We start from the raw sequence: 22986 nt of genomic DNA, 5'->3' as shown, positions 1-22986 counted from the left end.
AGTGGCGAGGCCCAAGGAAGAGACGGTCGCGATCCAAGACGGGATCGCGGTCGGGCTGTCCGCGGCCGCCTACGGGGTCTCATACGGCGCCCTCGCGGTGGCGGCCGGTCTCGACGTCTGGCAGACCTGCGTGATGAGCCTGCTGATGTTCACCGGCGGGTCGCAGTTCGCCCTCATCGGCGTGCTTGCGACCGGGGGAGCGGCGGCCGGGCCGACCGCGATCGCGAGCGCCGCCATCCTGGGCGTGCGCAACGGCATCTACGGCATCCGGATGGCGCCGATCATCGGAGGCAGGTGGTGGCTGCGCGCCCTCGCCGCCCACGTCACGATCGACGAGACGACCGCGGTGTCGACCGGTCAGCCGACGCTGCGCAGCCAGCGCATCGGATTCTGGACCACCGCGGTGACCGTCTACCTCGGCTGGAACCTCACCAGCCTTATCGGCGCGCTGATCGGCGACCTGCTGGGCGATCCGCGCCAGTGGGGACTGGATGCCGCCGCAGCGGCAGCGTTCCTCGGTCTGCTCTGGCCACGGCTGCGGCAGCGCCAGACGATCGCCGTCGCATCCGCCGCCGCGGTCGTCGCGCTCGTGCTCACCCCGGTGGTCCTGCCCGGCCTCCCGGTGTTGATCGCCGGACTCGTCGCGGTGGTCGTCGGCGCCTTCAACTGGTTCGACAGCGCGCCGAAGAAGGGAGCAGCATGACGCTCTGGCAGATCGTGATCATCGCGTCGCTGCTGTGCCTCGCGCTGAAGCTCTCCGGCTACCTGGTTCCGAAGTCCGCTCTCGAAAAGCCCGCGACTTCGCGCATCGCCAACCTGCTGACCATCGCACTGCTGGCGGCCCTCGTCTCGGTGCAGACCTTCGGCCACGGCGAGGGGCTGCAGGTCGACGCCCGATTGCCGGCCCTGGTCGTCGCTGCGGTGCTGTTCTCGCTGCGGGTGCCGTTCGTGCTCGTTGTGATCGCGGCCGCCGCGGTGGCGGCGCTCATCCGGCTGTCTGGTTGGGGTTAGTCCTCGAGGTGATCGACGCCCGGCAGCCAGCTCCTACCGGGGACGCCCCAGCCGTTGCGCCGCACAATCTTGGCGACGTCACGCTGGTCCTCAGAGTCGAGCCGGTCGACGTAGAGGATGCCGTTCAGGTGGTCGAACTCGTGCTGCAGGATGCGGGCGAGCCAGCCCTCGGCCTCGAGCTCGAACGGCTTGCCGTCGACATCCTGAGCGCGCAGGATCGCGCGGTCGGCCCTATGCAGCGCGAACCGTTCACCCGGGATGGAGAGGCAGCCCTCAGACTCGTTTTCCTCATCCGCTTCCCCGACGGCGACGGGCGAGATCCACAGCTCGGGGTTCGCGGCGGTTCCGCTGACATGCCGGGTGCCGTCATCCCACTCGAACACGAACAGTCGCAGCGGGATGCCTACCTGGGGTGCGGCGAGGCCGACCCCTGGCGCCTTGTGCATGGTTTCGACCATGTCCGCGACGAGCGTGCGAAGTTCATCGTCGAAAGTCTCGACCGGATCGGCGACCCGGTGCAGCACGGGGTCGCCGGTGATACGTATGGGAAGTGCTGGCATTGGTCAAGAATATCGGTCGTATTGCCGCTAAAGTCGTTGCGTGCCGCCAGACCTGATGGACATTACGGACCAGTTCCAGTCCCTCACCCCCAACCAATGGCTCGGCATCCCGGTGGCGCTTGTCGGGGCGGTCTTCCTTGCGCTGGGCGCCCAGTTTCAGCACCGCGGGGTGGGGAAGGTCGAGGCCAAGCATGGCGGCCAGACCGGCGGGATGGGGTTCTCCTCGCTGTTCGCGCTGCTCTCGCGACCCTCGTGGGTCATCGGCACTGTGCTGCTCGGTCTCGCGATAGTCCTGCAGCTCACGAGCCTGTACCTCTCGCCGATCATCGTCGTGCAGCCCCTCGGCGCGATCGCGCTGGTGATCACCGCCGTGCTGAACTCCAGCCTGTCCGGGGTGAAGCTGGACCGGATCTCGATCCGGGCGATTCTGTTGTGCGTCGCAGGCGTCGCCCTGTTCGTCGGCATCGCCGCGCTGTTCGCGGAGTCGAAGCCGGTGAGCGACGGGCAGCTCGCCGTGATCCTCGCGCTGCTGGGCGTCGTGACCATGGGGTTCTCGCTCGCGTTCGCGTTCCTGCGCAACCGGTTCAAGGCGATCGGCTACATCATCGCGTCGGGTGTGCTCTACGGTTTCGTGGCCACGCTCGCCAAGGTGGTCATCGACCGTGGGAAGACCGGCGATTTCGAATGGCTGACCATCACCTGCATCGTCGCCTTGATCGCCGCTGCGGCGCTTGGTGCGTACTTCGTGCAGAACGCCTACGCATCCGGTCCGCCCGACCTCGTGATCGCAGGTCTGACCGTGATCGACCCGATCGTCGCGGTGGCAATCGGTGTGGTCGTGCTGCAAGAGGCAGCCTCCGCTCCGCTGTGGGCTGTCGTGGCGTTCCTCGCGGCCGGCGGCCTCGCGGTTTATGGTGTCTTCCAGTTGGCGAAGCACCATCCGCAGGCTCAGCGGTAGTCTTGACTGAGCATCCTGAGAAGGAATTCAACACACTTTGACTGATACTTCAGACCGCCGACCGCTGCGTGTGCTCATCGGCGCCGACACTTTCCCCCCGAATGTGAACGGTGCCGCGACCTTCACGTCGAAGCTCGCGGCCGGGCTCACCGCGCGTGGACACGACGTGCACGTCGAGGCTCCTGCCTTCAGCCGCAAGCACGGCCGCTTCATCGAGGAGCATGACGGTGCCAAGATCACGGTGCACCGCGTGTACTCGTGGCGCTGGTACCCGCACGACTGGCTCCGCTTCGTGCTGCCGTGGCGCAGCCAGGCGCACGCCGCGCGCATTCTCGATGAGGTGAAACCGGATGTCGTGCACATCCAGTCGCACATTGTCGTCGGCCGCGGGCTGGCCAGGCAGGCGCACAAACGCGGCATCCGGGTCGTTGCGACGAACCACTTCATGCCGGAGAACCTGATGGAGCACACGCTGCTCCCGAAATTCTTGAACCGTAAGGCCGCGCAGATCGCGTGGTCCGATGCTGCGAAGACGTACGAGCTCGTTGAGTCGATCACCACGCCGACACGCAAGGCTGCGGAATTCCTCGAGGGTGCGATCGACGTCGACGGTGTGCACGCGGTGTCCTGCGGAATCCGGGCCGAGGACTACACGGCTGAGATTCGCCAGCGTCAGGAGAAGCGCATCGTGTTCGTCGGTCGGGTGACCGGCGAGAAGCACATCGATGTGCTGCTGCGCGCCGTCGCGAAGCTCGACCCTGCCCTGGACGTCAAGCTCGACATCGTCGGCGGCGGCGACCTGCTCAACCAGCTCAAGGTGTTGTCGCAGCGTCTCGGGATCGCGGAGCGGACCACATTCACCGGGTATGTCTCGGATGAGGAGCTGCGCGCCGCCCTGACGCGCGCGACGGTCTTCGCGATCCCGTCGATCGCCGAGCTGCAGTCGATCGCGACAATGGAGGCGATGGCATCCGGACTTCCGGTCGTCGCCGCGAACGCGATGGCGCTGCCGCACCTCGTGCACGACGGCGAGAACGGCTACCTGTTCGAGCCGGGGAACCCGGACGACCTGGCCGAGAAGCTCACCCGGGTGCTCACGTCATCGCCGGACGAGTACCGTCGGATGCAGGAGTCGAGTCTCAAGCTCATCAAGCCGCACGACATCGAGCGCACGCTGAACGTATTCGAGAGGTTGTATCGTGGGGAATCGGTGACCGACCCGGTCACCGAAGTGGCGCTCGACGAGTCGGCGAACTGAGTCGGCGCCCACGGGGCGGTAGCTCAGCTGGTTAGAGCAGCGGACTCATAATCCGTCGGTCACGGGTTCAAGTCCCGTCCGCCCTACAGACGAAACCCCCAGATGGTGAATGCCTGGCCGGGGGTTTGCTGCTGTCTCGGGTTTCTGACCCCTACCTGACCCTTAGCTGTCAGTGAAAGAAGAACCCCCCACCTTGCCTAACAACGGGTGGGGGCGTTTTTTTGTTGCGGGCTAGAGGATACGGAGCAACAGAGCGAACGCGAAGGGGAATATCCCGAGGCTCATAGCCCACACGGACATGCCGCGCCCGACTCCGCCGATCCGCTTCGATGTCGCGCCGCCGAGCGCACCGAACACGATCGCCAGGATTGCGAGAATCAGCGTCACGAGGGCAAGTCTCGCCGTGACGATCCCGAAAATGCCGAGGGTGAGTCCGAGAATGCCGAGGGCGAGTCCGGCGGCGGCGAACCCGTTGGCCGCCGTGCTCGTGGGGGTGGTGCGCTGTAGCTGGTCGGTCATGACCCCAGATTGCCAGAGCCTCGCGAGCCGCGTGGAACTACTCGATACGCGTGTGACCGGCGGGCATGTCGCTACGAAATATGCATCTGCATGGAATGCGGACGCGCCGAAATTTGTTGCCACCTATGACAACGCAACGTACAACGTGGCGTATCGTGCGCGGGCACGCTCAATAGCCCTCGTCAACAAAGTGAAGGAGACACCATGCTCGACCAGAAGATCGCCATCGTTACCGGAGCAGGCTCAGGACTGGGTGAAGCCACTGCCCGCCTCTTCGCGAAAAACGGTGCAACTGTCGTTCTCGCGGACATGGATGTCGAGGCAGCCGAGCGTGTGTTGAGCGACATTGAGAATGAGGGGGGACGCGGCCTCGTCGTGAAGACCGACGTGTCGAAGGTCGACGACGCGAAAAACCTGGTCGATCGCACAGTCAACGAGTTCGGCCGGCTCGATATCGCCGTGAACAACGCCGGCATCGGCGGTGCCACCGCACCGGCCGGGGAGTACCCCATCGATGGGTGGGACACGATAATGGGCATCAACCTCTCCGGTGTCTTTTACGGGATGCGCCATCAGATCCCCGCTATGCTCGCCACCGGTGGCGGTGCCATCGTAAACATGTCCTCGGTGGCTGGTATGGCTGGCCTCCCCAATGGAGCGGGCTACTCTGCCGCCAAGCATGGCGTCATCGGCCTCACGAAAACCGCCGCGATCGACCACGCCGAGCAAGGAATCCGTGTGAACGCCGTCGGACCAGGCTTCATCAACACCCCACTGCTGGGCAAGCGCTCCGTGCTGGACACCAGCAGCTCAGACACGTCCGCGGAAACACAGGCCCTTGCCGCTATGCATCCGATGAATCGTCTGGGCGAGGCCAACGAGGTCGCCGAGCTTGTGCTCTTCCTCGCCTCCGATCGCGCCTCGTTCATCACTGGCGGCTACTACAACGTCGATGGCGGCTACCTAGCTCGGTGAGGGTTTGGGCCTGTCTCGCGCGAGGCAGGCCCTGTCACCGGTTCAACCGTCCGCCCTACGAAGCACTTCTCCCACCGGACGTTGTCGGCGCGGGGTGCAATGCTTCGCCGATAACCAACGGGTGAACGAGGTGGGGCATGCCTCGCCAGTTGGCTCGCTCGATCGTCACGATCTCCAATTGCGACGAGATCGTCGCGAGTGTCTCGCGGTTGCACCGGCACCCGTCAGCGATCCCGGCCCACGTGTCTGCGAATCGGTCCTGCCAGCGCGCCAGGCGTGGACTGTCGGAGCGAACGTGCTCGCAGAACAGGAGACGGCCGCCTGGGCGAAGCACTCTCCGCACTTCCGCGAGCGCACGCTCGGAGTCGAGCACCGTGCACAACACCAGGGTCGAGACGACTGTGTCGAAGGATCCGTCCTCGAATGGGAGCTCTTCAGCTGGTGCGGCCACTATCTGCGCCGAGCGGCCGAGCTTCGACCGGCGCGTCTCGAGACGTTGTGCCATCGGCTCGGATGGTTCCGCTAGGATCAACTCGTCGATCGCGGGATAGTGGCTCAGGTTGAGACCGGTGCCCGCCCCGATTTCGAGCACCCGCCCGTTGGCGGTGCTGAGAAGACGGCGGCGCCTGGATTGCATCCTAAGCCGCTCCCCGAGCCACAGGAATGGGTCGTAGATTCTCGCAGTCAAACGGCTGCCGACGACCTCGATCATGTTGTCCTCCGGTCCAGTGGTGATCGGTGATGATCAGCGGAATCGGCCAACGAGCCGCACCAACCACTGGTGCCTGAGCTCGATCCATACGGCGCGAGCAGACGCGACAACGTCGCCGCGCTCGTCGAGGAGTGCACTGGCCGTCTGGGCGGATCGACCGTGCTGTTCGATGGTCCACCCGACCGCAACGAGCCGTTCACCGAGGAACACGTCACGGTTCCGGTGAGCTGTCAAAGTGCCGAGTAGACCGAGCCGACGGTCGCGCAAAAACGTCGCCGGGTAGCTGGGGCAGTCGAGAGCACCCCAGACGGCTGCCGGATGGACGACGCCGTCGGTGGCGTCCCGTTCATGTGGCGCGAAGGGGGCCGCGAGCACGTCGCTTCGGTTCACCAGCGGCCCTGGCGTCACCCCCAGTCCGTCCCGACGCGCAGCCCCGCACACCACGCAATCCGACAACAAGTGGCGTGCACCCTGGAGGGGACTAGCGGCACGTGCCGCCTCAGCGTCAGCGAAACTGGGCACCACGGGAGGCATCATCGTGAACGGATCGACTCGTCTGACCTCCGCGACGACCTGGTCGTGCGAGTCGGTGACCGAGGCTGTGATCCCGTCGACATCGATCTCCACCTCCAGCGGGTTGTCGAGGGGAATCGGCCGGATGAGCCGGACGCTCGCTGTGCCGCCCAGCGTCTCGGCGATCGTGCCGCTGGCGAATCCGCCGTTGGCGCTGTCGGGTGGGCCGTTGAGGCGAGCGTCGATACGCAGCGTGTTGGTCGTTGTTTTCATACCGCTACCTAACTGCGGCGGGCCCACTGGCCTCATCCCCGGAACCGGCCAACCTTGTATGGCCCGATCCGGCCACCCGGACGGGCTGCGGACGCGGAGTCGCCTGAGACGACGACGCTTGACATCGGGCATCCGCTTTCTACAATCCGGTTATGACGGCGCACGAGCAGGTTGTACGGCACACTCAGGTCGGTGACCGTACGGTGGCCTGGTGTTCCGTCGGTTCCGGAACGCCACTGGTGATCGGTGGCTGGTGGGCCAGTCACTTGGCGCTGAATTGGGACGATCCCGCGTTCCAGAAGTTCGTGCATGCCCTCGCTCGCCGGCACACCGTCATCCGCTACGACCGGCCCGGCACCGGCCTGTCCGATCGCGACGGGCCGCCTCCGGCCAGTCTCGACGATGAGCTGGCGGCCCTGGCCGGTCTACTCGAGAGCATCGACCATCCTCGACTCTCCCTGCTAGGTGCTTCTGCAGGATCCGCGGTCGCCTCGGCCTACGCCGCCCAGCATCCTGAGCGTGTGGACCGATTGGTGCTCTACGGCAGCTATCCACGCGGTGAGGACATCGCCTCTGAGTCTGCGCGGGAGCTGATGGTGTCGATGGTCGAAGACCAATGGGGGCTCGGCGCGCGAGTCCTGGCGGACGTGTTCCTCCCGAACGCGACAGCCAATGACCGGGAACAGTTCGCTCGGTTCCAGCGACGGTCCGCCTCACCTGAAGCAGCGTCGAAGGCGCTGCGCGAGGTGTATGAGATGGACTCGACCGCGTACCTGTCGCGCGTGCGTGTACCGACACTGGTGCTGCACCGACGAGGCGACCGGGCCATCCCGTTTGCGCTCGGCCGCGAGGTGGCCGACACGGTGCCCGGTGCGACGTTCGTCGAACTGGACGGCGAGGACCATTTCCCCTGGTTAGGCGATAGTCGCGCCGTCGTCGATGCGATCGAACGCTTCCTCGGCGGGCTGCCGCAGCGCTCACCGGCCGAACAGCGCACTCCAGTAGCTCTCACGGCGCGCGAGCGCGAAGTGCTGACGCTGGTCGCCCAAGGTCTGACCGACGCTCAGATCGCCGACCGGTTGGTCCTCAGCGCACACACGGTCCACCGGCACGTCGCCAACGCGCGCACCAAACTCGGCGTCCCATCTCGCGCCGCCGCAGCGGCCTGGGTGCTGACCCACCCGCGTTGAATTCGCCAGCGGCCGTCTCGTGTCCGTTGCGCGTGGATGCCGCGTATGGCTGGCACCAACGCATCCGGAGTCGGGGCGTGACTGCGGGGTCAACGCTGTCTAGCATGGTGCGGACCGACACAAAGGGAGTCAGCGATGAATAAGATCACGCCCCACCTGTGGTTCGACAACCAGGCGCAGGAAGCCGCCGAACTCTACTGTTCGGTGTTCGACGGTTCGAAGATTCTAGACACGAGCGTGTACCCGGAAGGGTCGCCGTCGCCGGGGACCGTGCTCTCGGTGCGCGTCAACATCGCCGGGCAGGAGGCCATCTTCCTGAACGCCGGCCCGCAGTTCAAGCTCGACGAGGCGTTCAGCTTCTTCGTGGACTGCGAGGACCAAGACGAGGTCGACCGCTACTGGAACGCTCTCACCGCTGACGGCGGCGAGGAGAGCATGTGCGGCTGGCTGAAAGACAAGTACGGCGTCTCCTGGCAGATCGTCCCATCGGTGCTAGAGAAGCTGCTCACCGATTCGAATTCCGCCAAGGCGAGTGCCGCCATGCAGTCGATGCTGCAGATGCGCAAACTGGACATCGCCGAGCTCCAGCGCGCTTTCGACACGGCGTGAGTCATTAGACTGCGCTGCATGAGCGAGCCTCCAACGGCGTCCGCGACCGTCTGGAAGCTCCGGGCGCTCGCGCTCATCGCGTCGGCAGCGGTTCTGATCGCAGGTTCGTACGTCTGGGGCGGCTACCGCTACATCAACGACATGGTGGGCAGCGACCTCCTGGTCGCTTTCGGTCTGGCTTCCGACGTGTTGGCGGTGGTCTTCACCGTTCTCGGCGTGATCTGCGGCAGGAGAGCTATAGCCGCAACGGCCCACGAGCGGGGTGATGCCAGCGCCGTTGCCGTCGTATTCCTCCTCGTCGGGGTGTTCGTCGGTACAGCCGTGACGATGTTCCTGCCGATCCTCCCGCTGATGTTCCTTCCACTGGCGGGAACGGTGTTTGTCGTCATCTGGGCGCGGCCGCCGGCCGTTGCAGCCAAACCATCCTCGCTAGCCGGTCGGATGCTGATGGCGACGCCGTTTGCGCTCGCAACGTTCGCGGTGGTGGTCATCGGCCACCAGCACATCACCGTCTGGAATCCGCTGGCGAAGGTGCCGAGCCTGACGCTGGACCAGATCTACGCGGAGATGCGTGCCGCCGGCGAAGGGAGCACCAGTGGCGTGATGGTCAACGGCTGGGCAGCCCTGTGCCTGTTCGCTGCGCTCGCGCTTCTCGTCGCGTGCGGGCTGCCACGGTTTGCGCATGCTCTCGACCGGCGGCGGATCGCGGTGATCGGCCTCTTCATCGTGGGGTTCGCTGCCATCTTCTCCGTCACGGCGAGCTTCGGAATGGGCATGTCGCTCGCTGATACCTTCGCGACGAGCGGCGCCGACGCGATAGCGACCGGTCAGGCGATCACGATACTCGGCCGGCTGGCTATCTGCGCCGCGATGCTGGTCGCGTTCCTTCCCGCACAAGGAGTACAAAGTTCCACTAGGAAGCCTGACGTGCCAGTCGTGATCTAGGTCGGCCCAAACCAAGAGGCCAGGTGGGGTCGCGGTTCACGGCCGTCGCGCGCAGGCAGATGGGCCCCCGGCGGATGCCGGAGGCCCATTCACCTACTGGGGTTACGGGCGGCCCTGCTCCGATCCGACTTCTCCCCGAACCTCGACACCGACTTCCACTCCGGCTTCGGTTCCGGCGCCCCCGACGCCGACGCCCCCGCGGATCTCGGCCCCGATCTTGCGGGCGTCTTCGGCGAGTTTGAGCGCTTCTTCCATCTTCGACTCTGCAGACTGGCGGGCCTCGTCAGCGAGCTTGAGGGCTTCATCGCGCGTGTCTGCTGCTGCCTGGCGAGCCTCTTCAGCCAGCTTGAGGGCTTCTTCCTGCTTCTCCGCTGCGGCCTGGCGGGCCTCCTCCGCGCGCTTCAGCGCCTCTTCCAGCTCAAGTTCTGCGACTTCGCGCACTTCCTCGCCGCGGCCGTCTTCCTCACGCACTTCGCCGGAGCGGTCGAACGGGGTCACCGCCGTGACCACCTGGTCGAAGACCTCCTGCGCCGGGGCCGGCAGTACCTCGGCTGCGCCGGCGCCGACGACGCCAACGGCGGCTGCCGTCGCTCCAACACTGATCTTCGCGGCCAAGCTCAGGCCGGCAATCCATCCAAACAATCTCGATCTCCTTACTAGGAGCGTGGGTCTCCGCCATGCGGTTGCCCTCGCGTTACGTGTCTTCTTCGCCAGAGCTTTCTCTGGCGAAGTCGAGATCCGTGGTGCTGGGGGAGCATCCAGGAGAGCCGCCAGCTCTGCCGATGGCAAGGGAGGCGCCTCAAAGGAGGCAGACCGAAAGTCGTCAAGGGCAGCGACCAGGACCTCAAGGTCCGGCCGCTTCTCTGGCGCGCGCCCACTGAGAATCGCCGCGGCGTCCTCGGTGGATATCGACTGCTTCCTCATCTCACACCTTGCTATCGTTCGAGTCCGCGAAAAGGGTACGGGTAGCTCCAACCTTTTTCCGAAGCCGTTCAAGGCCCCGCCGTTGCAGTGCTTTGACCGCTCCCGGTCGCTTGCCTAGAAGTTCGGCAATCTGCTCCACCGTCAGATCAGCGATGATGCGCAGCACGAGCACGTCGCGCTGGTCGGGTGGCAGCCCATCCAGCAGGGCTCGAGCATCGTCATTTCCGATTCGCTCCATCGCCTGGCTTTCAGCGCTGCTGGTCGCGCGCGCGTCTGACTCCTCCGACCACTCAACGTGGAGGCCCCGACTCGATCTCTTCCGAAGTTCGTCGACGAGTCGGCGGTGCGCGATCGTGAACACGAAGGCGCGGAACTGTTCCTCATCTCCCTCGAAATCCGCCAGCTGGGCGAAGACGGTAAGGAAGACCTCACTCGTCAGATCGTCGGGCTCGAGCGAGCCGCGTGCGCGCAGATATGCGGCGACTTTCGGGGAGTACTCCGTCCAGATGATGCGGTTCGCCCACTGCCCGCCGGCCTGCGCAGCCGTCAGCACCTCTGAAAACATGGAGCCTTCCCACTCGGGCGAACCAGGGCGGAAGCACCATAACAAAGACGCAGACGCCTTCCCCTGACAACGAGGTGAACGCTCACGTCGCCGAATTGCGGTGCCCACGAGCAGCCTGGAGGCTCAGGATCCGCCAGTGGTCGTAGTCTGAATCGGTGTTCGGCATTCGGAAGCGACCCAGGGACCCGGATGCTCCGCGCCTGTCCCGTGATGTCGTCGTCCTCGCGATCATCGCGTTCTTCGTCATGGTCGGGTTCGGGGTCGTCATCCCGGTGCTGCCGGTGTACGTCCGCAGCTTCGGTGCCGGTTACGCCGAGGTGGGCGCGGTCATCTCGGCGTTCGCGCTCATGCGGTTGGTCGGCAGCACCTTCACCGGCCGGCTGGTCGACTGGCTGGGGGAGCGGGTCATCCTCACCTCGGGCATCGTCATCGTCGCGGTGTCGAGCGCCCTCGTGGGGCTGGCGCAGAGCTTCGGCGAGGTCCTCATCCTGCGAGGTGCGGGCGGTATCGGCTCTGCGATGTTCACCATCGCGGCGATGTCGCTGCTGCTCGCGACAACCGCACCGTCCATGCGCGGCCGCGCCGTCGGTTTCTATCAGGGCGGGTTCCTGCTCGGCGGGATGGCCGGCCCGGCGATCGGCGGCCTCCTCGCAACGATCTCATTGCGCGCGCCCTTCTTCTTCTACGCAGCGATGCTCCTAGTCGCCGGCGTCATCGGCCTGATCCTGCTCCGGTCGCCGTCGCGGCACAGTCGCGACCAGCAGCATCCGGATGCCTCGATCATCCCGTTCCGCGTGGTGCTCGCCGATCGGAGGTTCCAGGCCGCGTGCGTCGCCGCCCTTGCGGTCGGCTGGGCGACCTTCGGGGTGCGGTCCGCGCTCGTGCCCATCCTCGTGGTCGAAGCGCTCGGACGCACCGAGCTCTGGACCGGCGTCGCCTTCGCGATCGCCGCGGTCGCCCAGACGCTGGCACTCGCACCCGCCGGCTACTACGTCGACAAGGTCGGCCGCCGCCCCGCCATCATCGGCTCATTCGCGGTTGCCGCCGTCTCCATGCTCGCGATGGCGTTCGTCACCGACATCTGGCTCCTGATCGCGCTGTTGTGCGTCTACGGGGTGGCATCCGCATTCATGGGGACCGCTCCCGCTGCGGCAGTCGGCGACGCGGCCGGCGCGCGCAGCGGCCAGCCGGTCGCGGTGTTCTCGGCGGTGTCCGACCTCGGTGCGGTTATCGGGCCGATCGTCGCAGGGCTGCTGCTCGACGCATACTCGTACCCGGCGGCGTTCGGGTCGGCGTTCGTGCTTCTGCTGCTCGCATCCGTTGTCGCCCTCCGGATGCCGCGGTTCGAGTCAGCGCGCGAGCGCGCCTGAGGGTCAGGCCAGCGGGAGTCGCATCAGGATCCGGGGGATGCCGCCGGAGACCGAATCGGTGTCCGCGGCCTTGGTGAAGCCGGCGCGTTCGAACATCGCGCGCGTGCCGACGAAGGCCATGGTCTGGTCGACGCGCTGGTCGCCGTTGTCGACCGGATAGCCCTCGATCGCCGGCGCCCCGGATGCTCGCGCATACTCGATCGCGCCGTCGATGAGCGCGCGCGTCACACCCTGCTTGCGGAACCCCGGCCGCACCCGGATGCACCACAGCGTCCACACGGGGAGGTCGTCGACGTGCGGGATCTTCTTCGAGTTCGCGAACGGGTGCAGGTCGGACCGCGGCGCGACCCCCGCCCATCCGGCCACCTCGCCGTCCACGAACGCGAGCACCCCCGGCGCCCGCTCGAGCGCGCACAGCTCGCGCACCTTGTCGGCCCGAGCCGTTCCGGTCAGCGACCGGTTCTCCTTGGAACTGAGGCGCCAGGACAGGCACCAGCACACCGACGACTCCGGGTTCTTCGACGCGAACATGGTCGCCATGTCATCGAAGTTGTGTGCTGGCCGCACCTCGATCGTCGCCACCGTGACCTCCATCAATCAACTGCCATCGTGCCACGCGGGACTGACGGTGGAGGATCGACCGTCGGCGGTTCGGTGTGTACTGGGGAGATGAGCGCAGGCTTCCGCGGGTTATGGTTCAGCACCGGCGCCGCCAATCTCGGTGACGGCATCGCGCTTTTCCTGCTGCCACTGCTCGCGATCGCGGTCGCCGCCAGCGACGCCGAGGTCGCCCTGGTGACGACCGCGGCGACCCTCGCCTGGCCGCTGTTCGGGCTGCACGGCGGCTGGATCGTCGACCGGGTGAACCGGTCGGTGCTGCTGCTGTCAGTCAACGGCACGCGCGGGGCGATGTTCGCGGTCGTCGCGTTCCTCCAGGTCCGGGGCGAGTTGACGGTGCCGCTCATCCTCGCCGCGGCGGTCATCTACGGCGTCTGTGAGGTGCTGGCCGACACCACCCTGACCTCGCTGGTGCCCGCGCTCGTCGACATCCGTCAGCGCGATGGTGCCAACGCGCGGATCGAAGCGACGATCAACTTCTCGAACCAACTGCTCGGCCCGCCCCTCGCCGGACTCATTGCCGGCATCAGCCTGGGCCTCGCCTCGACCAGTTCGGCTGCGCTCTACCTCCTCGCTCTTGCCGGGCTGCCGTTCGTGGCAGCCGCGCTCCGACGGCGGCCACGGCCGCCACGCGGGTCGGTGGACCGCCGGCTGCGCACCGGGCTCGTCTACCTGTGGCGGCACCCGTTGCTCCGGCCGATCACGATCTTCACCGGCCTGATGAACCTCGTCTGGTCGGCGTGGGGTGCCGTGTTCGTCCTCTACGCGCTCGGCGACGAGCACCTCGACCTCGACGCGGCCGGCTACGGGCTGATCCTCGCTGGCATGGCGGCGGGCGGGCTCGCCGCATCCGTGCTCGTACCGGCCCTCGCTCGCAGGTTCCGGATGCCTCCGCTCCTGTTCCTTGACACGGTCACCACGATCCTGCTGGTCGCTCCGGCAGCTCTCGGCGCCAACGTCTGGGTGACGGCAGCCGGCGTGGTGCTGGCCGGGGCAGGCTCCAGCATCTGGCGCATCCTGGTGGCGACCATCCGGCAGAACCACACGCCGGAGCCGCTGCTCGGCAGGGTCTATTCGGCGTCCCGCGTTGTGAGCTGGGGAGCGTTGCCGGTGGGCTCGGCGCTCGCGAGCGCGGTGGTCGGGCTGTGGGGACTGACGGCGGTGTTCGCCGCGGCATCCGTGGTGGCCGTGATCGTGGCGATCTGGTTCGCCTTCGTTGTCTGGCGACTCGATTTCGAGCCGAACACCCTAGCCCAAAAGTAACGATTCACTAACCCGACCTTCGTCAAACACTGTTGTTGCTCAACAATGTGGACTACTGTCAAGAGCGCAGTTGCAGTATTCGCAGATCTTGAATGACAGCGCCTTACCTACGGGGCCGGCGCTGAACCTTCGGGAGAGTAGATGAACACCGCGACGAGCGGCTCCGAAGTCCGGGGTCGCCCAAGCAGACTCCTGAAGGAGAAAACAAAATGGCAGTAGGCACCGTCAAGTGGTTCAACGCGGAAAAGGGCTTCGGATTCATCGCCCCTGAGGACGGAAGTCCTGACGTGTTCGCCCACTATTCGGCAATCTCGGGCAACGGCTACCGTTCGCTCGACGAGAACCAGCGCGTCGAGTTCGACCTCGCGCAGGGCCCCAAGGGCCCGCAGGCGGAGAACATCCGCCCGATGTAATCGAGCAATCGGACCGGCCCTCGCCTCGCGGCGGGGGCCGGTTTTCGTTTGCCCGCTCGCAGGAAGAGAAGCGTGTCCCTGACGGTTAGAGTCAATGGCCACGACAAGGATGGAACACATGACCGACACCCAGACCGCCGCTCCAGAAGAACTCCACGCCGCCTATCGCGCGCGCCGTGAGCAGGTCGTTGTGCAGCCGCTCGGCAACCTCGCGCTCGTGAACACGCAGTGGGTGGATACTGAGCAGCCCATCTGGGGCGTCCCCGGAACTTGGGCGCCGCTGCCTGCTGGGGAGTCGGGCCTGAGGGTCACGGCGACCGCAGCCGACAACATCCGGGTCGACGGCGAACTCGTCGATGGTGAGGCGATCGTTGCGGGCAAGGATGCCGAGAAGCCGGGCGAGATCGACTTCGGCGGCGGCGTGCAGGGCTTTGTCATCGCGGGCGCGGAGGGGACGTATGCGCTGCGCGTGTGGGATTCGAACTCTGAGGCCATCCAGAACTTCGGCGGTATCGACACCTTCGACTACAACCCCGACTGGGTGGTTCAGGCGAAATTCACGCCGCTGCCGGGCGCGACGCTGCCCTTCGAGCATGTCAAGGACGAGGGCAAGACCCGCGAGCTGGAGATGCCCGGCGAGATCAGCTTCGAGAAGGACGGCGTCGAGTACCGCCTCGCCGCGATCAAGTCCGGTCGTGCGCTGCAGATCGTGTTCGCCGACTCGACCAGCGGTGACAGCACCTACAGCGTCGGCCGGTTCCTCTTCGTCGCTCCGGATGCCGAGGGCAACGTCGTGCTGGACTTCAACCGCGCGGTGCTGCCGCCCTGCGCGTTCTCGTACGCGTTCAACTGCCCGCTGCCGCCGAAGCAGAACCGGTTCAGCGTCGCGATCGAGGCCGGCGAGAAGAACGTACTCGCCAAGGACGGCTCCCTCCTGCACTGACCCGGCTTAACCCGTTTCAAGGAGTTTCGGCTCCGGGCAGCCGAAAACCTCCTCGATTCAACGCGGATGAGCCGGTACTTCCTTGAAATGGGTCACGTCGACGCAGAGTCGGATGCTCACGGCAGACTGTAGGCGTGCATCTGGTCCTCCGCGCCGAAGGTGATGACGTCGTCATCACGCCCGTCGGGCGCGACGGCTCCGCCGACGGCGAGGTCATCGAGGTCCCGCGGGAGGCGTTTCCAGCTGAGGTCGCGCGGCTCGAGTCGCAGCGGCCCCGCTGGGTCTGGGACGACACAACGACCTGGTACCCGGCGCTCATCGCGGCCGGTGTCCGAGTGGAGCGTTGCGTCGACCTGCGGCTGTCGCACGCCATCCTGCGGAACTCGGAGTTGACCGCGGCGTCCGAACTCGCTCGCGGGGATCTCACCGGCTGGGATCAGCCGGTATCCGAAATCCAAGCCGACGACGGGCTGTTCTCGCTCGAGGAGGCCGAGCTGCTGGATCCGATCGCCGAGTTCGCCCTTCAGCATCAGGCTCTCGAGTCGGCCACTGAGCCGGCTCGGCTGCGGTTGTTGCTGGCCGCCGAGTCGGCTGGCGCATTGGTCGCCGTCGAAATGCAGCACGCCGGTTTGCCCTGGGTCGCTGAAGTGCACGAGCGATTGCTGGAAGAGGCGCTCGGACCGAGACCGGTCGCCGGGGAGCAGCCAGCGAAGCTTGCCGCCGTTGGACAACGGGTCCGCGATGCGATCGACGCGCCGAGGGTGAACCTCGACTCACAGCACGAGCTGCTCAAGGCGTTGCAGCACGCCGGACTGCAAGTCGAGTCGACCCGCCAGTGGGACATCATGGAGCTGAAGCATCCGGTCGCTGCACCGCTGCTCGAATACAAGAAGCTGTCGCGGCTGTTCAGCGCGAACGGCTGGCACTGGCTTGACCAGAACGTGTGCGATGGCCGGTTCCATCCCGACTACGTCGTCGGCGGGGTGGTCACCGGCCGGTGGGCGTCCAAGGGTGGCGGCGGGGCGCTCCAGCTGCCGAAACAGGTGCGGCAGGCGGTGGTGGCGGATGCCGGATGGCGGCTCGTCGTTGCCGACGCCTCCCAGCTCGAGCCGCGCATCCTCGCGGCGATGTCCGGCGATGCAAAGATGGCCAAGGCCGGCCAGGCGATCGACATGTACCAGGCGATCGTCGATTCTGGCGCGGTCGCGACCCGGGACCAGGCGAAGGTCGCGATGCTCGGCGCGATGTACGGGGCGACCACGGGGGAGAGCGGCCGGCTGATGCCCGGCCTGACTCGGGCCTATCCGCAGGCGATCGGGCTGGTCGAGTCGGCGGCCCGGGCGGGAGAACGGGGCGAGTCCGTGACTACCTGGCTCGGTCGCAGCTCGCCGAAGCCGGGAGCCGAGTGGCGCGAAGCGCAGTCGCGCGCTTCGTCGGAGGATGCGACAGAGTCCGACGTGCGCAGGGCGCGCGGCGACGCACGGTCGTGGGGGCGCTTCACCCGCAACTTCGTCGTGCAGGGGACGGCCGCCGAATGGGCGATGGCGTGGATGGCGTCGCTGCGGCTCAAGTTGTGGGCGATCGGCGGCTCGGCCTGGCTGACGGATGCGCCGCACCTCGTGTTCTTCCTGCATGACGAGATCGTCGTGCACACGCCCGAAGAGCACACCGAGGCAGTGGTGAACGCAATCCGCGATTCGGCAGCCGATGCCAGTCGCCTGCTGTTCGGCTCGACTCCGGTCGACTTCCCGCTGGCTATCGCGCCGGTCACCACCTACGCCGACGCGAAGTGAGCCGCGTGCGCCCTGCCCAACCGACGCGCGACGCGCCGAGAGGAAGAAAATCACACGGTTGTGATTACGAGCGTGTATAGGCAATAATGCAGGGAGAACTTCATATTCAGCACGTTTCTGTTCCACCAGGTCGATGGGGAAGTCGCACCTAACGGAATGGAGTAATCGTGGCTGTTGCACAAGCACGGGGAGTGCTCTACGTACACTCCTCGCCGAAAGCGCTTTGCCCGCACATCGAGTGGGCTGCTGGTCGTGCCCTCGAGCGCGCCGTGAACTTCAACTGGGCTGGGCAGCCCGTGCTCAAGGGCGCCATGCGTGCCGAGTACTACTGGGAGGGTCCGCAGGGAACCGGCGCTCGCCTCGCCTCCGCGCTTCGCGGCTGGGAGCACCTGCGCTATGAGGTGACCGAGGACCCAGGCCTGGGCGCGGATGGCGGTCGCTGGCTGCACACGCCTGACCTGGGCATCTTCTACGCGCAGACGGACAGCGCCGGCAACGTCGTGATTCCGGAGGATCGCGTGAGGTACGCGATGGAGGTCGCCGGTTCGGATGCTTTCGAATTGCACCGCGAACTGCGCCTCGCGCTCGGCCAGGCGTGGGATGACGAGCTGGAGCCGTTCCGCCACGCCTCGGACGACAACCAGGTGGTCTGGCTGCACAAGGTGGGCTGACCAGCGCGCTGCTCCGGTGATCGAGCCTGTCGAGATCCCAGGGTCTCGACGAGCTGGGCCTCCGGTAGCGCTAGCGCTTGGCGGCCACGTAGGCGATCAGGATGCGCGACACGTAGGTCTGCGCGCTGAACTCCGCCGCATCGGTTGCCGCATTCTTCGACATCCGAACCAAGATGGACGGGTCCTTGGTGAGCTTCACGAGCGCATCCGCGAACCCGGCCGGGTCCGCGCTGTGCGCCAGGTAGCCCGCGCCCTGCAGCCCTTCCTTGAGCTTCGGGTCGGCGTACAGTACGCCACGATCTCGGCTGACCGCCTCGGCGATCGTCATCGGCTGGTTGTCAAACCCCAGGGAGGATAGCACGACCGCGCTGGACTCGTCCATCAGCTCGAGCACCCGGTCGTGGGGCAGCGCGCCGTGCACCCGGACCTCCGGCCGATCGCCGACCAGGCGCTTCAGCGCCGGCAGTTCGGTGCCGTCACCGACGAAGTCGACGCTGAATCCACCGCCCGTGCGCTCCAGCGCGTCGAGGGCGCCCTGCGCGAACTCCAGCGGCCGCTTGACCGTGTCGCAGCGCGCCACCCACAGGAATCGGGGCTCAGCAACCTCACCGAGCGGTCGCGACGGCGCAGGCGAGGTCGTGATCGGGTTAGGCACGACCCGCACCGGCCCGGCGACTCCCGCCGACTGCAGGTCCTTCGCCTGATGCGCGGACGGCGACACCACGACATCCGCGCGCTTCGCCATTGAGAGGGTCAGGTTGCGCAGCAGGTTGTCGACCGGTCGCGGCGTGAACGGCTGCCGCGGAATCTCCCACCGGATGACCCGGCGCAGCAGGCCGCGGATGAGCGGCTCGAGCGGGGCGTGCCAGCCCCCATCGCTCGCCCAGTAGAACGTGTGCACGGTGTGCACCACGGGGATGCCCATCCGAGCAGCCACGGTCGCGGCCGCGTGAGCGAGGCCGAACTCGGTCTGCACGTGCACGACATCGATCTTGTGCTCCCGCAGGAACTCCTCGAGGACCTTGGTCGTGCGCGGGTTGTTGGGGATCACCGGCAACTGAACGCCGGGCAAGGTGAAGCTCGGCTTCACCTGCAATCCGTCATCCGTCCGGCGGTATCGGCCACCAGGGCCGCCGCGCACCGCACTGACCATCACGACGTGGTGGCCGGCGGCCTGCAGCGCGAGCCGCTGCTCGCGCATCGAGGTCTGCGCCCCTCCGACGAAATCCGGGAAGTAGTCGCTGACGATCGCTATACGCAAAGAGTCGCCTAGACGCTGCGGAACGCGATGACAGCGTTGTGACCGCCGAAACCGAACGAGTTGCTCAGGGCTAGCAGGTCACCATCCGGAAGCTGACGCGGTTCGGTCACCACATCGAGCGGAATCTCGGGGTCCTGCTCGGTGAGGTTGATCGTCGGCGGCAGGATGCGGTTGTGCAGTGCGAGGATCGTGAAGACCGCCTCGATGGCTCCGGCGCCACCGAGCAGGTGCCCGGTTGAGGCCTTCGTCGCCGACACTGCGATGTTCGGCAGGTTGTCGCCGAACACGCGCAGGAGCGCCTTGTACTCGGCGATGTCGCCGGTGGGCGTGCTCGTCGCGTGGGCGTTGATGTGCCCGACCTGCTCCCGCGTGGCCCCGGACAGCTCGATCGCACGAATCATCGCGCGAGCCGCAGCCGACCCCTCCGGGTCCGGCGCGGTGATGTGGTACGCGTCGCTGGTGACAGCGCCGCCAGCGAGCTCGGCGTAGATCTTCGCGCCGCGCGCCTTGGCGTGCTCCTCGGTCTCCAAGACGATCGCGGCCGCGCCCTCACCGAGCACGAAACCGTCACGCGTGACGTCGTACGGGCGGGATGCGGTCGCGGGGGAGTCGTTGCGCTTCGACAGCGCCTGCATGTTCGCGAATGCGGCGATCGGCAGTGGGTGGATGGCGGCCTCGGAGCCGCCGGCGATGACGACATCGGCAAGGCCGAGCTGAAGGTGCTCGTACGCGTTGGCGATCGCCTCGGTGCTGGATGCACAAGCAGAGACGACGGTACGGATGCCGGCGCGAGCGTGCAGGTCCATTCCGATCGCCGCTCCGGGCCCGTTCGGCATGAGCATCGGCACGGTCATAGGGAGAACCCGTCGCGGGCCCTTCTCGCGCAGGGTGTCCCACGCGTCGAGAAGCGTCCAGACCCCGCCGATACCAGTCGACCAGTCGATGGCGAGCCGCTCGGGCGCGACCTCGGGCGCACCGGCATCCGCCCAGGCCTCACGTCCGGCGATGAGGGCGAATTGGCTGCCAGGGTCGAGGCGCTTCAGCTCGACGCGTTCGAGCACGTCACCGGCAGCAACCTTGGCCTGCGCGGCGAACGTCACGGGGAGTTGAAGGTCGGCGACCCACTCCTGTTCGAGGGTGCTGGCACCGGATTCGCCGGCGAGCAGTGCCTTCCACGAGTCTGTGACGGTGCCGCCGAGGGGTGAGGCGGCGCCGAGACCGGTGACGACGATCTTTTTGGGAGTCATGGCATCTCTCTGCTGGGTAGGTCGGGATGCACGGATACGGCCAGCCGTCTTATCGACGGCTGGCCGTCCGAATGTGCGTGCGTGCCCTAGTTCTGCGCTGCGACGATGAAGTTGACCGCGTCGGCGACGGTCTTCAGGTTCTTGACCTCGTCATCCGGGATCTTCACGTCGAACTTCTCCTCGGCGTTGACGACGATCGTCATCATCGAGATCGAGTCGATGTCGAGGTCGTCGGTGAACGACTTGTCCATCTCGACCGTGTCGGTCGCGATGCCGGTTTCGTCGTTGATCAGCTCGGCGAGGCCGGCAAGTACTTCTTCGGTGGACAATGCCATTGTGATTCTCCTTGGGTGTTGATGACCGGGGACAAGTTTAGGGCAGGACGACAACCTGAGCGCCGTAAACGAGGCCCGCGCCGAAACCGATCTGCAGGGCAAGGCCGCCGCTCAACTCCGGGTGCTCCTTCAGCAGTCGGTGGGTCGCAAGCGGGATCGAGGCGGCGGACGTGTTGCCGGTCGTCTCGATGTCGCGCGCGATGATGACGCTCTCCGGCAGTTTCAGCTGCTTCGCGAACTCGTCGATGATTCGCATGTTGGCCTGATGCGGGATGAAGGCGGCGAGGTCGGATGCTTCGATCCCGGCCTCGTCAAGCGCCTGCTTGGCGACCTTCGCCATGTCCCACACCGCCCAGCGGAAGACGGTCTGGCCCTCCTGGCGCAGTGTCGGCCAGTTGGCGTCGCCGTCGCGGTAGTCGATCAGGGTGGAGTTCATGGTGACCGCGTGAGCCTTCGAGCCGTCAGAGCCCCAGACCGCGGGGGAGATAGCCGGGAAGTCTGAGGGGCCGATCACGGCCGCGCCCGCGCCGTCGCCGAGGAGGAAGGAGATCGAGCGGTCGGTGGGGTCGACGACATCCGACAGCTTCTCGGCGCCGATCACCAGCGCGTAGTGCGCTGCTCCGGCCCGGATGAGGGCATCCGCCTGTGCGACAGCGTAGGAGTAGCCGGCGCACGCCGCGTTGGAGTCGTAGGCGGCGGCAGGGTTGGCGCCGACGCGGTCGGCGACGACGGCGGCCATCGACGGCGTCTGCTGCACGTTGCTGATGGTGGCGATGATCACCAGGTCGATCTGGTCGGCGGGCACGCCAGAGACCTCGATGGCCTCCTTGGCAGCATCGGTCGCCAGGTCGATGGCGAGCAGGCCTTCGGATGCGCGCGTGCGGGTGATGATGCCGGTGCGCTGGCGAATCCACTCGTCGCTCGAGTCGATCGGCCCGATGAGCTCCTCATTCGGGACGATCCGGTCGCCGCGCGCGGCTCCGAAGCCGTAGATGCGCGTGTACTGGGGGCCGGTGGACTGCTTCAGGGTGGGGCTCATGCCATCTCAATCATGTTCAGTGCGGCGGGCAGGTCATCTGGGGTCTTCACCGCGACGGTGGGGACACCCTTGAGCCCGCGCTTCGCGAGCCCGACCAGGGCGCCAGCCGGTGCGACCTCGATAATGCCGGTCACGCCATCTGCGGCGAATGTCTCCATCGTCCTGTCCCAGCGTACGGGCGACTGCACCTGCCCGACCAGCAGGTTCAGGAACTCGGCACCGTCTGTGATGAGGCCTCCGTCGCGGTTGGTCCAGATCGGTCGGGTCGGGTTGCTGGCCTCTATGCCGGCCGCTGCCTGCTCCAGGCGCTGCACTGCCGGCGACATATGCCGCGTGTGGAATGCACCGGCGACCTGGAGTGGGATGACCCGCGCGCCCTGCGGCGGTTCTGCCTTCAGCCGCTCGAGAGCGTCGAGTTCGCCGGCGACCACGACCTGCCCGCCGCCGTTGAAGTTGGCGGCCTGCAGCCCGAGGTCGTCGAGGCGCTCCTGGAGTGCGGTCTCATCGGCGCCGATGACCGCGCTCATGCCGGTGGGAGTGAGCGAGGCGGCTTCCGCCATGGCGGCCCCGCGCTCGGCGACCAGTGCGATCGCATCCGTCTCGCTCAGGATGCCTGCGGCGGCGGCTGCGGTGAACTCGCCGACCGAGTGGCCGGCGACGCCGATGCCGTCGCCGCGTCCGTCGAGCAGCGTGCGGAGGGTGAGGAGGCCCGCCGCGACGATCAGCGGCTGCGCGATGGCGGTGTCGCGGATGGTTTCGGCGTCGGACTCGGTGCCGTGCTTGGCCAGGTCGATGCCGGATGCTTCGGACAGGGTCGCCAGATGCTCGGCGTAGCCCGGCTGCTCGAGCCAAGGCTGGAGGAATCCGGGAGTCTGGGAGCCCTGGCCGGGGCAGACGATGACGATCACTGTCTTAGTATTCCAATCCGCTTTCGATTTCCTCTGTCGAGACCCGACCAACAATATCCGGAACCCTTGTGCGTGCCCGCTAATCGGCTACGGTCCGCCGACACGGCACCATG

The 22986-nt window shown here is 66.6% G+C and carries 26 protein-coding genes and 1 tRNA gene; 15 read left to right on the top strand and 12 right to left on the bottom strand.

All coding sequences use genetic code 11. The annotated features are described in order from the left end of the window. Window position 1 precedes the first annotated feature (1 nt). Window positions 2-703 (top strand): AzlC family ABC transporter permease, encoded by a 702-nt coding sequence (locus IRG63_RS10585; RefSeq protein ID WP_168627468.1) that lies wholly within the window; start codon window positions 2-4, stop codon window positions 701-703. Continuing rightward, window positions 700-1011, top strand: coding sequence for an AzlD domain-containing protein (locus IRG63_RS10580; RefSeq protein ID WP_168627467.1), 312 nt, complete (start codon window positions 700-702; stop codon window positions 1009-1011). The genes IRG63_RS10585 and IRG63_RS10580 overlap by 4 nt, the downstream gene beginning before the upstream one ends. Here IRG63_RS10580 and def read toward each other — a convergent pair. Then, complete coding sequence (gene def, locus IRG63_RS10575) at window positions 1008-1571, bottom strand: peptide deformylase (protein ID WP_168627466.1); 564 nt, start codon at window positions 1569-1571, stop codon at window positions 1008-1010. The genes IRG63_RS10580 and def overlap by 4 nt on opposite strands. 40 nt (window positions 1572-1611) lie before the next feature. Between def and IRG63_RS10570 the strand changes: the two genes are divergently transcribed. The 3 genes from IRG63_RS10570 to IRG63_RS10560 all read left to right on the top strand — a co-directional run bounded on the left by IRG63_RS10570 (window position 1612) and on the right by IRG63_RS10560 (window position 3873). Further along, window positions 1612-2529 carry a DMT family transporter gene (locus IRG63_RS10570; RefSeq protein ID WP_370566237.1) on the top strand — a complete coding sequence of 306 codons (918 nt, stop codon included), beginning with the start codon at window positions 1612-1614 and terminating at the stop codon, window positions 2527-2529. A 37-nt stretch (window positions 2530-2566) separates the two neighbouring features. After that, entirely contained in the window at window positions 2567-3787 is a 1221-nt protein-coding gene (locus IRG63_RS10565) for a glycosyltransferase (protein ID WP_210422817.1), read from the top strand. A gap of 12 nt (window positions 3788-3799) precedes the next feature. Next, window positions 3800-3873: transfer RNA gene (locus IRG63_RS10560), tRNA-Ile, on the top strand. A 145-nt stretch (window positions 3874-4018) separates the two neighbouring features. On the opposite strand, the gene IRG63_RS10555 is transcribed toward IRG63_RS10560, so the two are convergent. Further along, window positions 4019-4306 carry a hypothetical protein gene (locus IRG63_RS10555; protein ID WP_168627465.1) on the bottom strand — a complete coding sequence of 96 codons (288 nt, stop codon included), beginning with the start codon at window positions 4304-4306 and terminating at the stop codon, window positions 4019-4021. 204 nt (window positions 4307-4510) lie between these two features. On the opposite strand from IRG63_RS10555, the gene IRG63_RS10550 reads away from it, so the two are divergent. Continuing rightward, on the top strand, window positions 4511-5281 hold the full coding sequence (locus IRG63_RS10550; protein WP_168627464.1) for an SDR family NAD(P)-dependent oxidoreductase: 771 nt from the start codon (window positions 4511-4513) through the stop codon (window positions 5279-5281). 55 nt (window positions 5282-5336) lie between these two features. Here IRG63_RS10550 and IRG63_RS10545 read toward each other — a convergent pair whose 3' ends face one another. Together IRG63_RS10545 and IRG63_RS10540 are read right to left on the bottom strand one after the other, a co-directional pair. Continuing rightward, on the bottom strand, window positions 5337-5993 hold the full coding sequence (locus tag IRG63_RS10545) for a class I SAM-dependent methyltransferase (RefSeq protein WP_193510084.1): 657 nt from the start codon (window positions 5991-5993) through the stop codon (window positions 5337-5339). 33 nt (window positions 5994-6026) lie between these two features. Then, window positions 6027-6779 (bottom strand): hypothetical protein, encoded by a 753-nt coding sequence (locus IRG63_RS10540; protein WP_168627462.1) that lies wholly within the window; start codon window positions 6777-6779, stop codon window positions 6027-6029. Window positions 6780-6931: 152 nt separating this feature from the next. On the opposite strand from IRG63_RS10540, the gene IRG63_RS10535 reads away from it, so the two are divergent. The 3 genes from IRG63_RS10535 (at window position 6932) to IRG63_RS10525 (ending at window position 9523) form a co-directional block, all read left to right on the top strand. Next, window positions 6932-7969, top strand: a complete 1038-nt coding sequence (locus tag IRG63_RS10535; protein WP_168627461.1) for an alpha/beta fold hydrolase — start codon at window positions 6932-6934, stop codon at window positions 7967-7969. Window positions 7970-8104: 135 nt separating this feature from the next. Then, complete coding sequence (locus IRG63_RS10530; RefSeq protein ID WP_168627460.1) at window positions 8105-8578, top strand: VOC family protein; 474 nt, start codon at window positions 8105-8107, stop codon at window positions 8576-8578. 18 nt (window positions 8579-8596) lie between these two features. Continuing rightward, complete coding sequence (locus tag IRG63_RS10525) at window positions 8597-9523, top strand: hypothetical protein (protein ID WP_168627459.1); 927 nt, start codon at window positions 8597-8599, stop codon at window positions 9521-9523. A 102-nt stretch (window positions 9524-9625) separates the two neighbouring features. Here IRG63_RS10525 and IRG63_RS10520 read toward each other — a convergent pair whose 3' ends face one another. After that, the gene (locus IRG63_RS10520) at window positions 9626-10138 is read right to left on the bottom strand and encodes a hypothetical protein (protein ID WP_168627458.1); all 513 of its coding nucleotides are present in this window, start codon (window positions 10136-10138) and stop codon (window positions 9626-9628) included. Between the two features lie 310 nt (window positions 10139-10448). Then, complete coding sequence (locus tag IRG63_RS10515; protein ID WP_168627457.1) at window positions 10449-11012, bottom strand: RNA polymerase sigma factor; 564 nt, start codon at window positions 11010-11012, stop codon at window positions 10449-10451. Window positions 11013-11167: 155 nt separating this feature from the next. On the opposite strand from IRG63_RS10515, the gene IRG63_RS10510 reads away from it, so the two are divergent. Further along, window positions 11168-12382, top strand: a complete 1215-nt coding sequence (locus IRG63_RS10510; RefSeq protein WP_370566236.1) for an MFS transporter — start codon at window positions 11168-11170, stop codon at window positions 12380-12382. A gap of 3 nt (window positions 12383-12385) precedes the next feature. Here IRG63_RS10510 and IRG63_RS10505 read toward each other — a convergent pair whose 3' ends face one another. Continuing rightward, on the bottom strand, window positions 12386-12976 hold the full coding sequence (locus IRG63_RS10505) for a GNAT family N-acetyltransferase (protein ID WP_168627456.1): 591 nt from the start codon (window positions 12974-12976) through the stop codon (window positions 12386-12388). A gap of 15 nt (window positions 12977-12991) precedes the next feature. Here IRG63_RS10505 and IRG63_RS10500 point away from each other — a divergent pair, with 15 nt between their 5' ends. From IRG63_RS10500 to IRG63_RS10480, 5 genes are all read left to right on the top strand, one after another. Further along, complete coding sequence (locus tag IRG63_RS10500) at window positions 12992-14263, top strand: MFS transporter (protein ID WP_168627455.1); 1272 nt, start codon at window positions 12992-12994, stop codon at window positions 14261-14263. Window positions 14264-14472: 209 nt separating this feature from the next. Further along, on the top strand, window positions 14473-14676 hold the full coding sequence (locus tag IRG63_RS10495; RefSeq protein ID WP_168627454.1) for a cold-shock protein: 204 nt from the start codon (window positions 14473-14475) through the stop codon (window positions 14674-14676). Between the two features lie 118 nt (window positions 14677-14794). Further along, a complete protein-coding gene (locus IRG63_RS10490; protein WP_193510082.1) occupies window positions 14795-15619 on the top strand; it encodes a DUF1684 domain-containing protein in 825 nt (274 codons plus the stop codon). A gap of 134 nt (window positions 15620-15753) precedes the next feature. After that, window positions 15754-17412, top strand: a complete 1659-nt coding sequence (locus IRG63_RS10485; protein ID WP_193510081.1) for a bifunctional 3'-5' exonuclease/DNA polymerase — start codon at window positions 15754-15756, stop codon at window positions 17410-17412. Between the two features lie 167 nt (window positions 17413-17579). After that, window positions 17580-18083 carry a DUF3145 domain-containing protein gene (locus IRG63_RS10480; RefSeq protein ID WP_349236194.1) on the top strand — a complete coding sequence of 168 codons (504 nt, stop codon included), beginning with the start codon at window positions 17580-17582 and terminating at the stop codon, window positions 18081-18083. 70 nt (window positions 18084-18153) lie between these two features. Here IRG63_RS10480 and IRG63_RS10475 read toward each other — a convergent pair whose 3' ends face one another. The 5 genes from IRG63_RS10475 to IRG63_RS10455 form a co-directional block, all read right to left on the bottom strand. Then, entirely contained in the window at window positions 18154-19344 is a 1191-nt protein-coding gene (locus IRG63_RS10475; protein ID WP_193510080.1) for a glycosyltransferase family 4 protein, read from the bottom strand. Between the two features lie 8 nt (window positions 19345-19352). Further along, a complete protein-coding gene (locus IRG63_RS10470; RefSeq protein WP_193510079.1) occupies window positions 19353-20591 on the bottom strand; it encodes a beta-ketoacyl synthase in 1239 nt (412 codons plus the stop codon). A gap of 86 nt (window positions 20592-20677) precedes the next feature. Then, the gene (locus tag IRG63_RS10465) at window positions 20678-20926 is read right to left on the bottom strand and encodes an acyl carrier protein (protein ID WP_168627449.1); all 249 of its coding nucleotides are present in this window, start codon (window positions 20924-20926) and stop codon (window positions 20678-20680) included. A 37-nt stretch (window positions 20927-20963) separates the two neighbouring features. Then, window positions 20964-21965, bottom strand: a complete 1002-nt coding sequence (locus IRG63_RS10460; protein WP_168627448.1) for a beta-ketoacyl-ACP synthase III — start codon at window positions 21963-21965, stop codon at window positions 20964-20966. After that, on the bottom strand, window positions 21962-22873 hold the full coding sequence (locus IRG63_RS10455) for an ACP S-malonyltransferase (protein ID WP_168627447.1): 912 nt from the start codon (window positions 22871-22873) through the stop codon (window positions 21962-21964). The genes IRG63_RS10460 and IRG63_RS10455 overlap by 4 nt, the downstream gene beginning before the upstream one ends. Window positions 22874-22986: the final 113 nt, after the last annotated feature.

Source organism: Cryobacterium sp. BB736 (assembly GCF_014980265.1).
Classification (GTDB): domain Bacteria; phylum Actinomycetota; class Actinomycetes; order Actinomycetales; family Microbacteriaceae; genus Terrimesophilobacter.
Note: the sequence above shows the minus strand (reverse complement) of the source record. Positions and strands in the feature narration are given on the sequence as shown.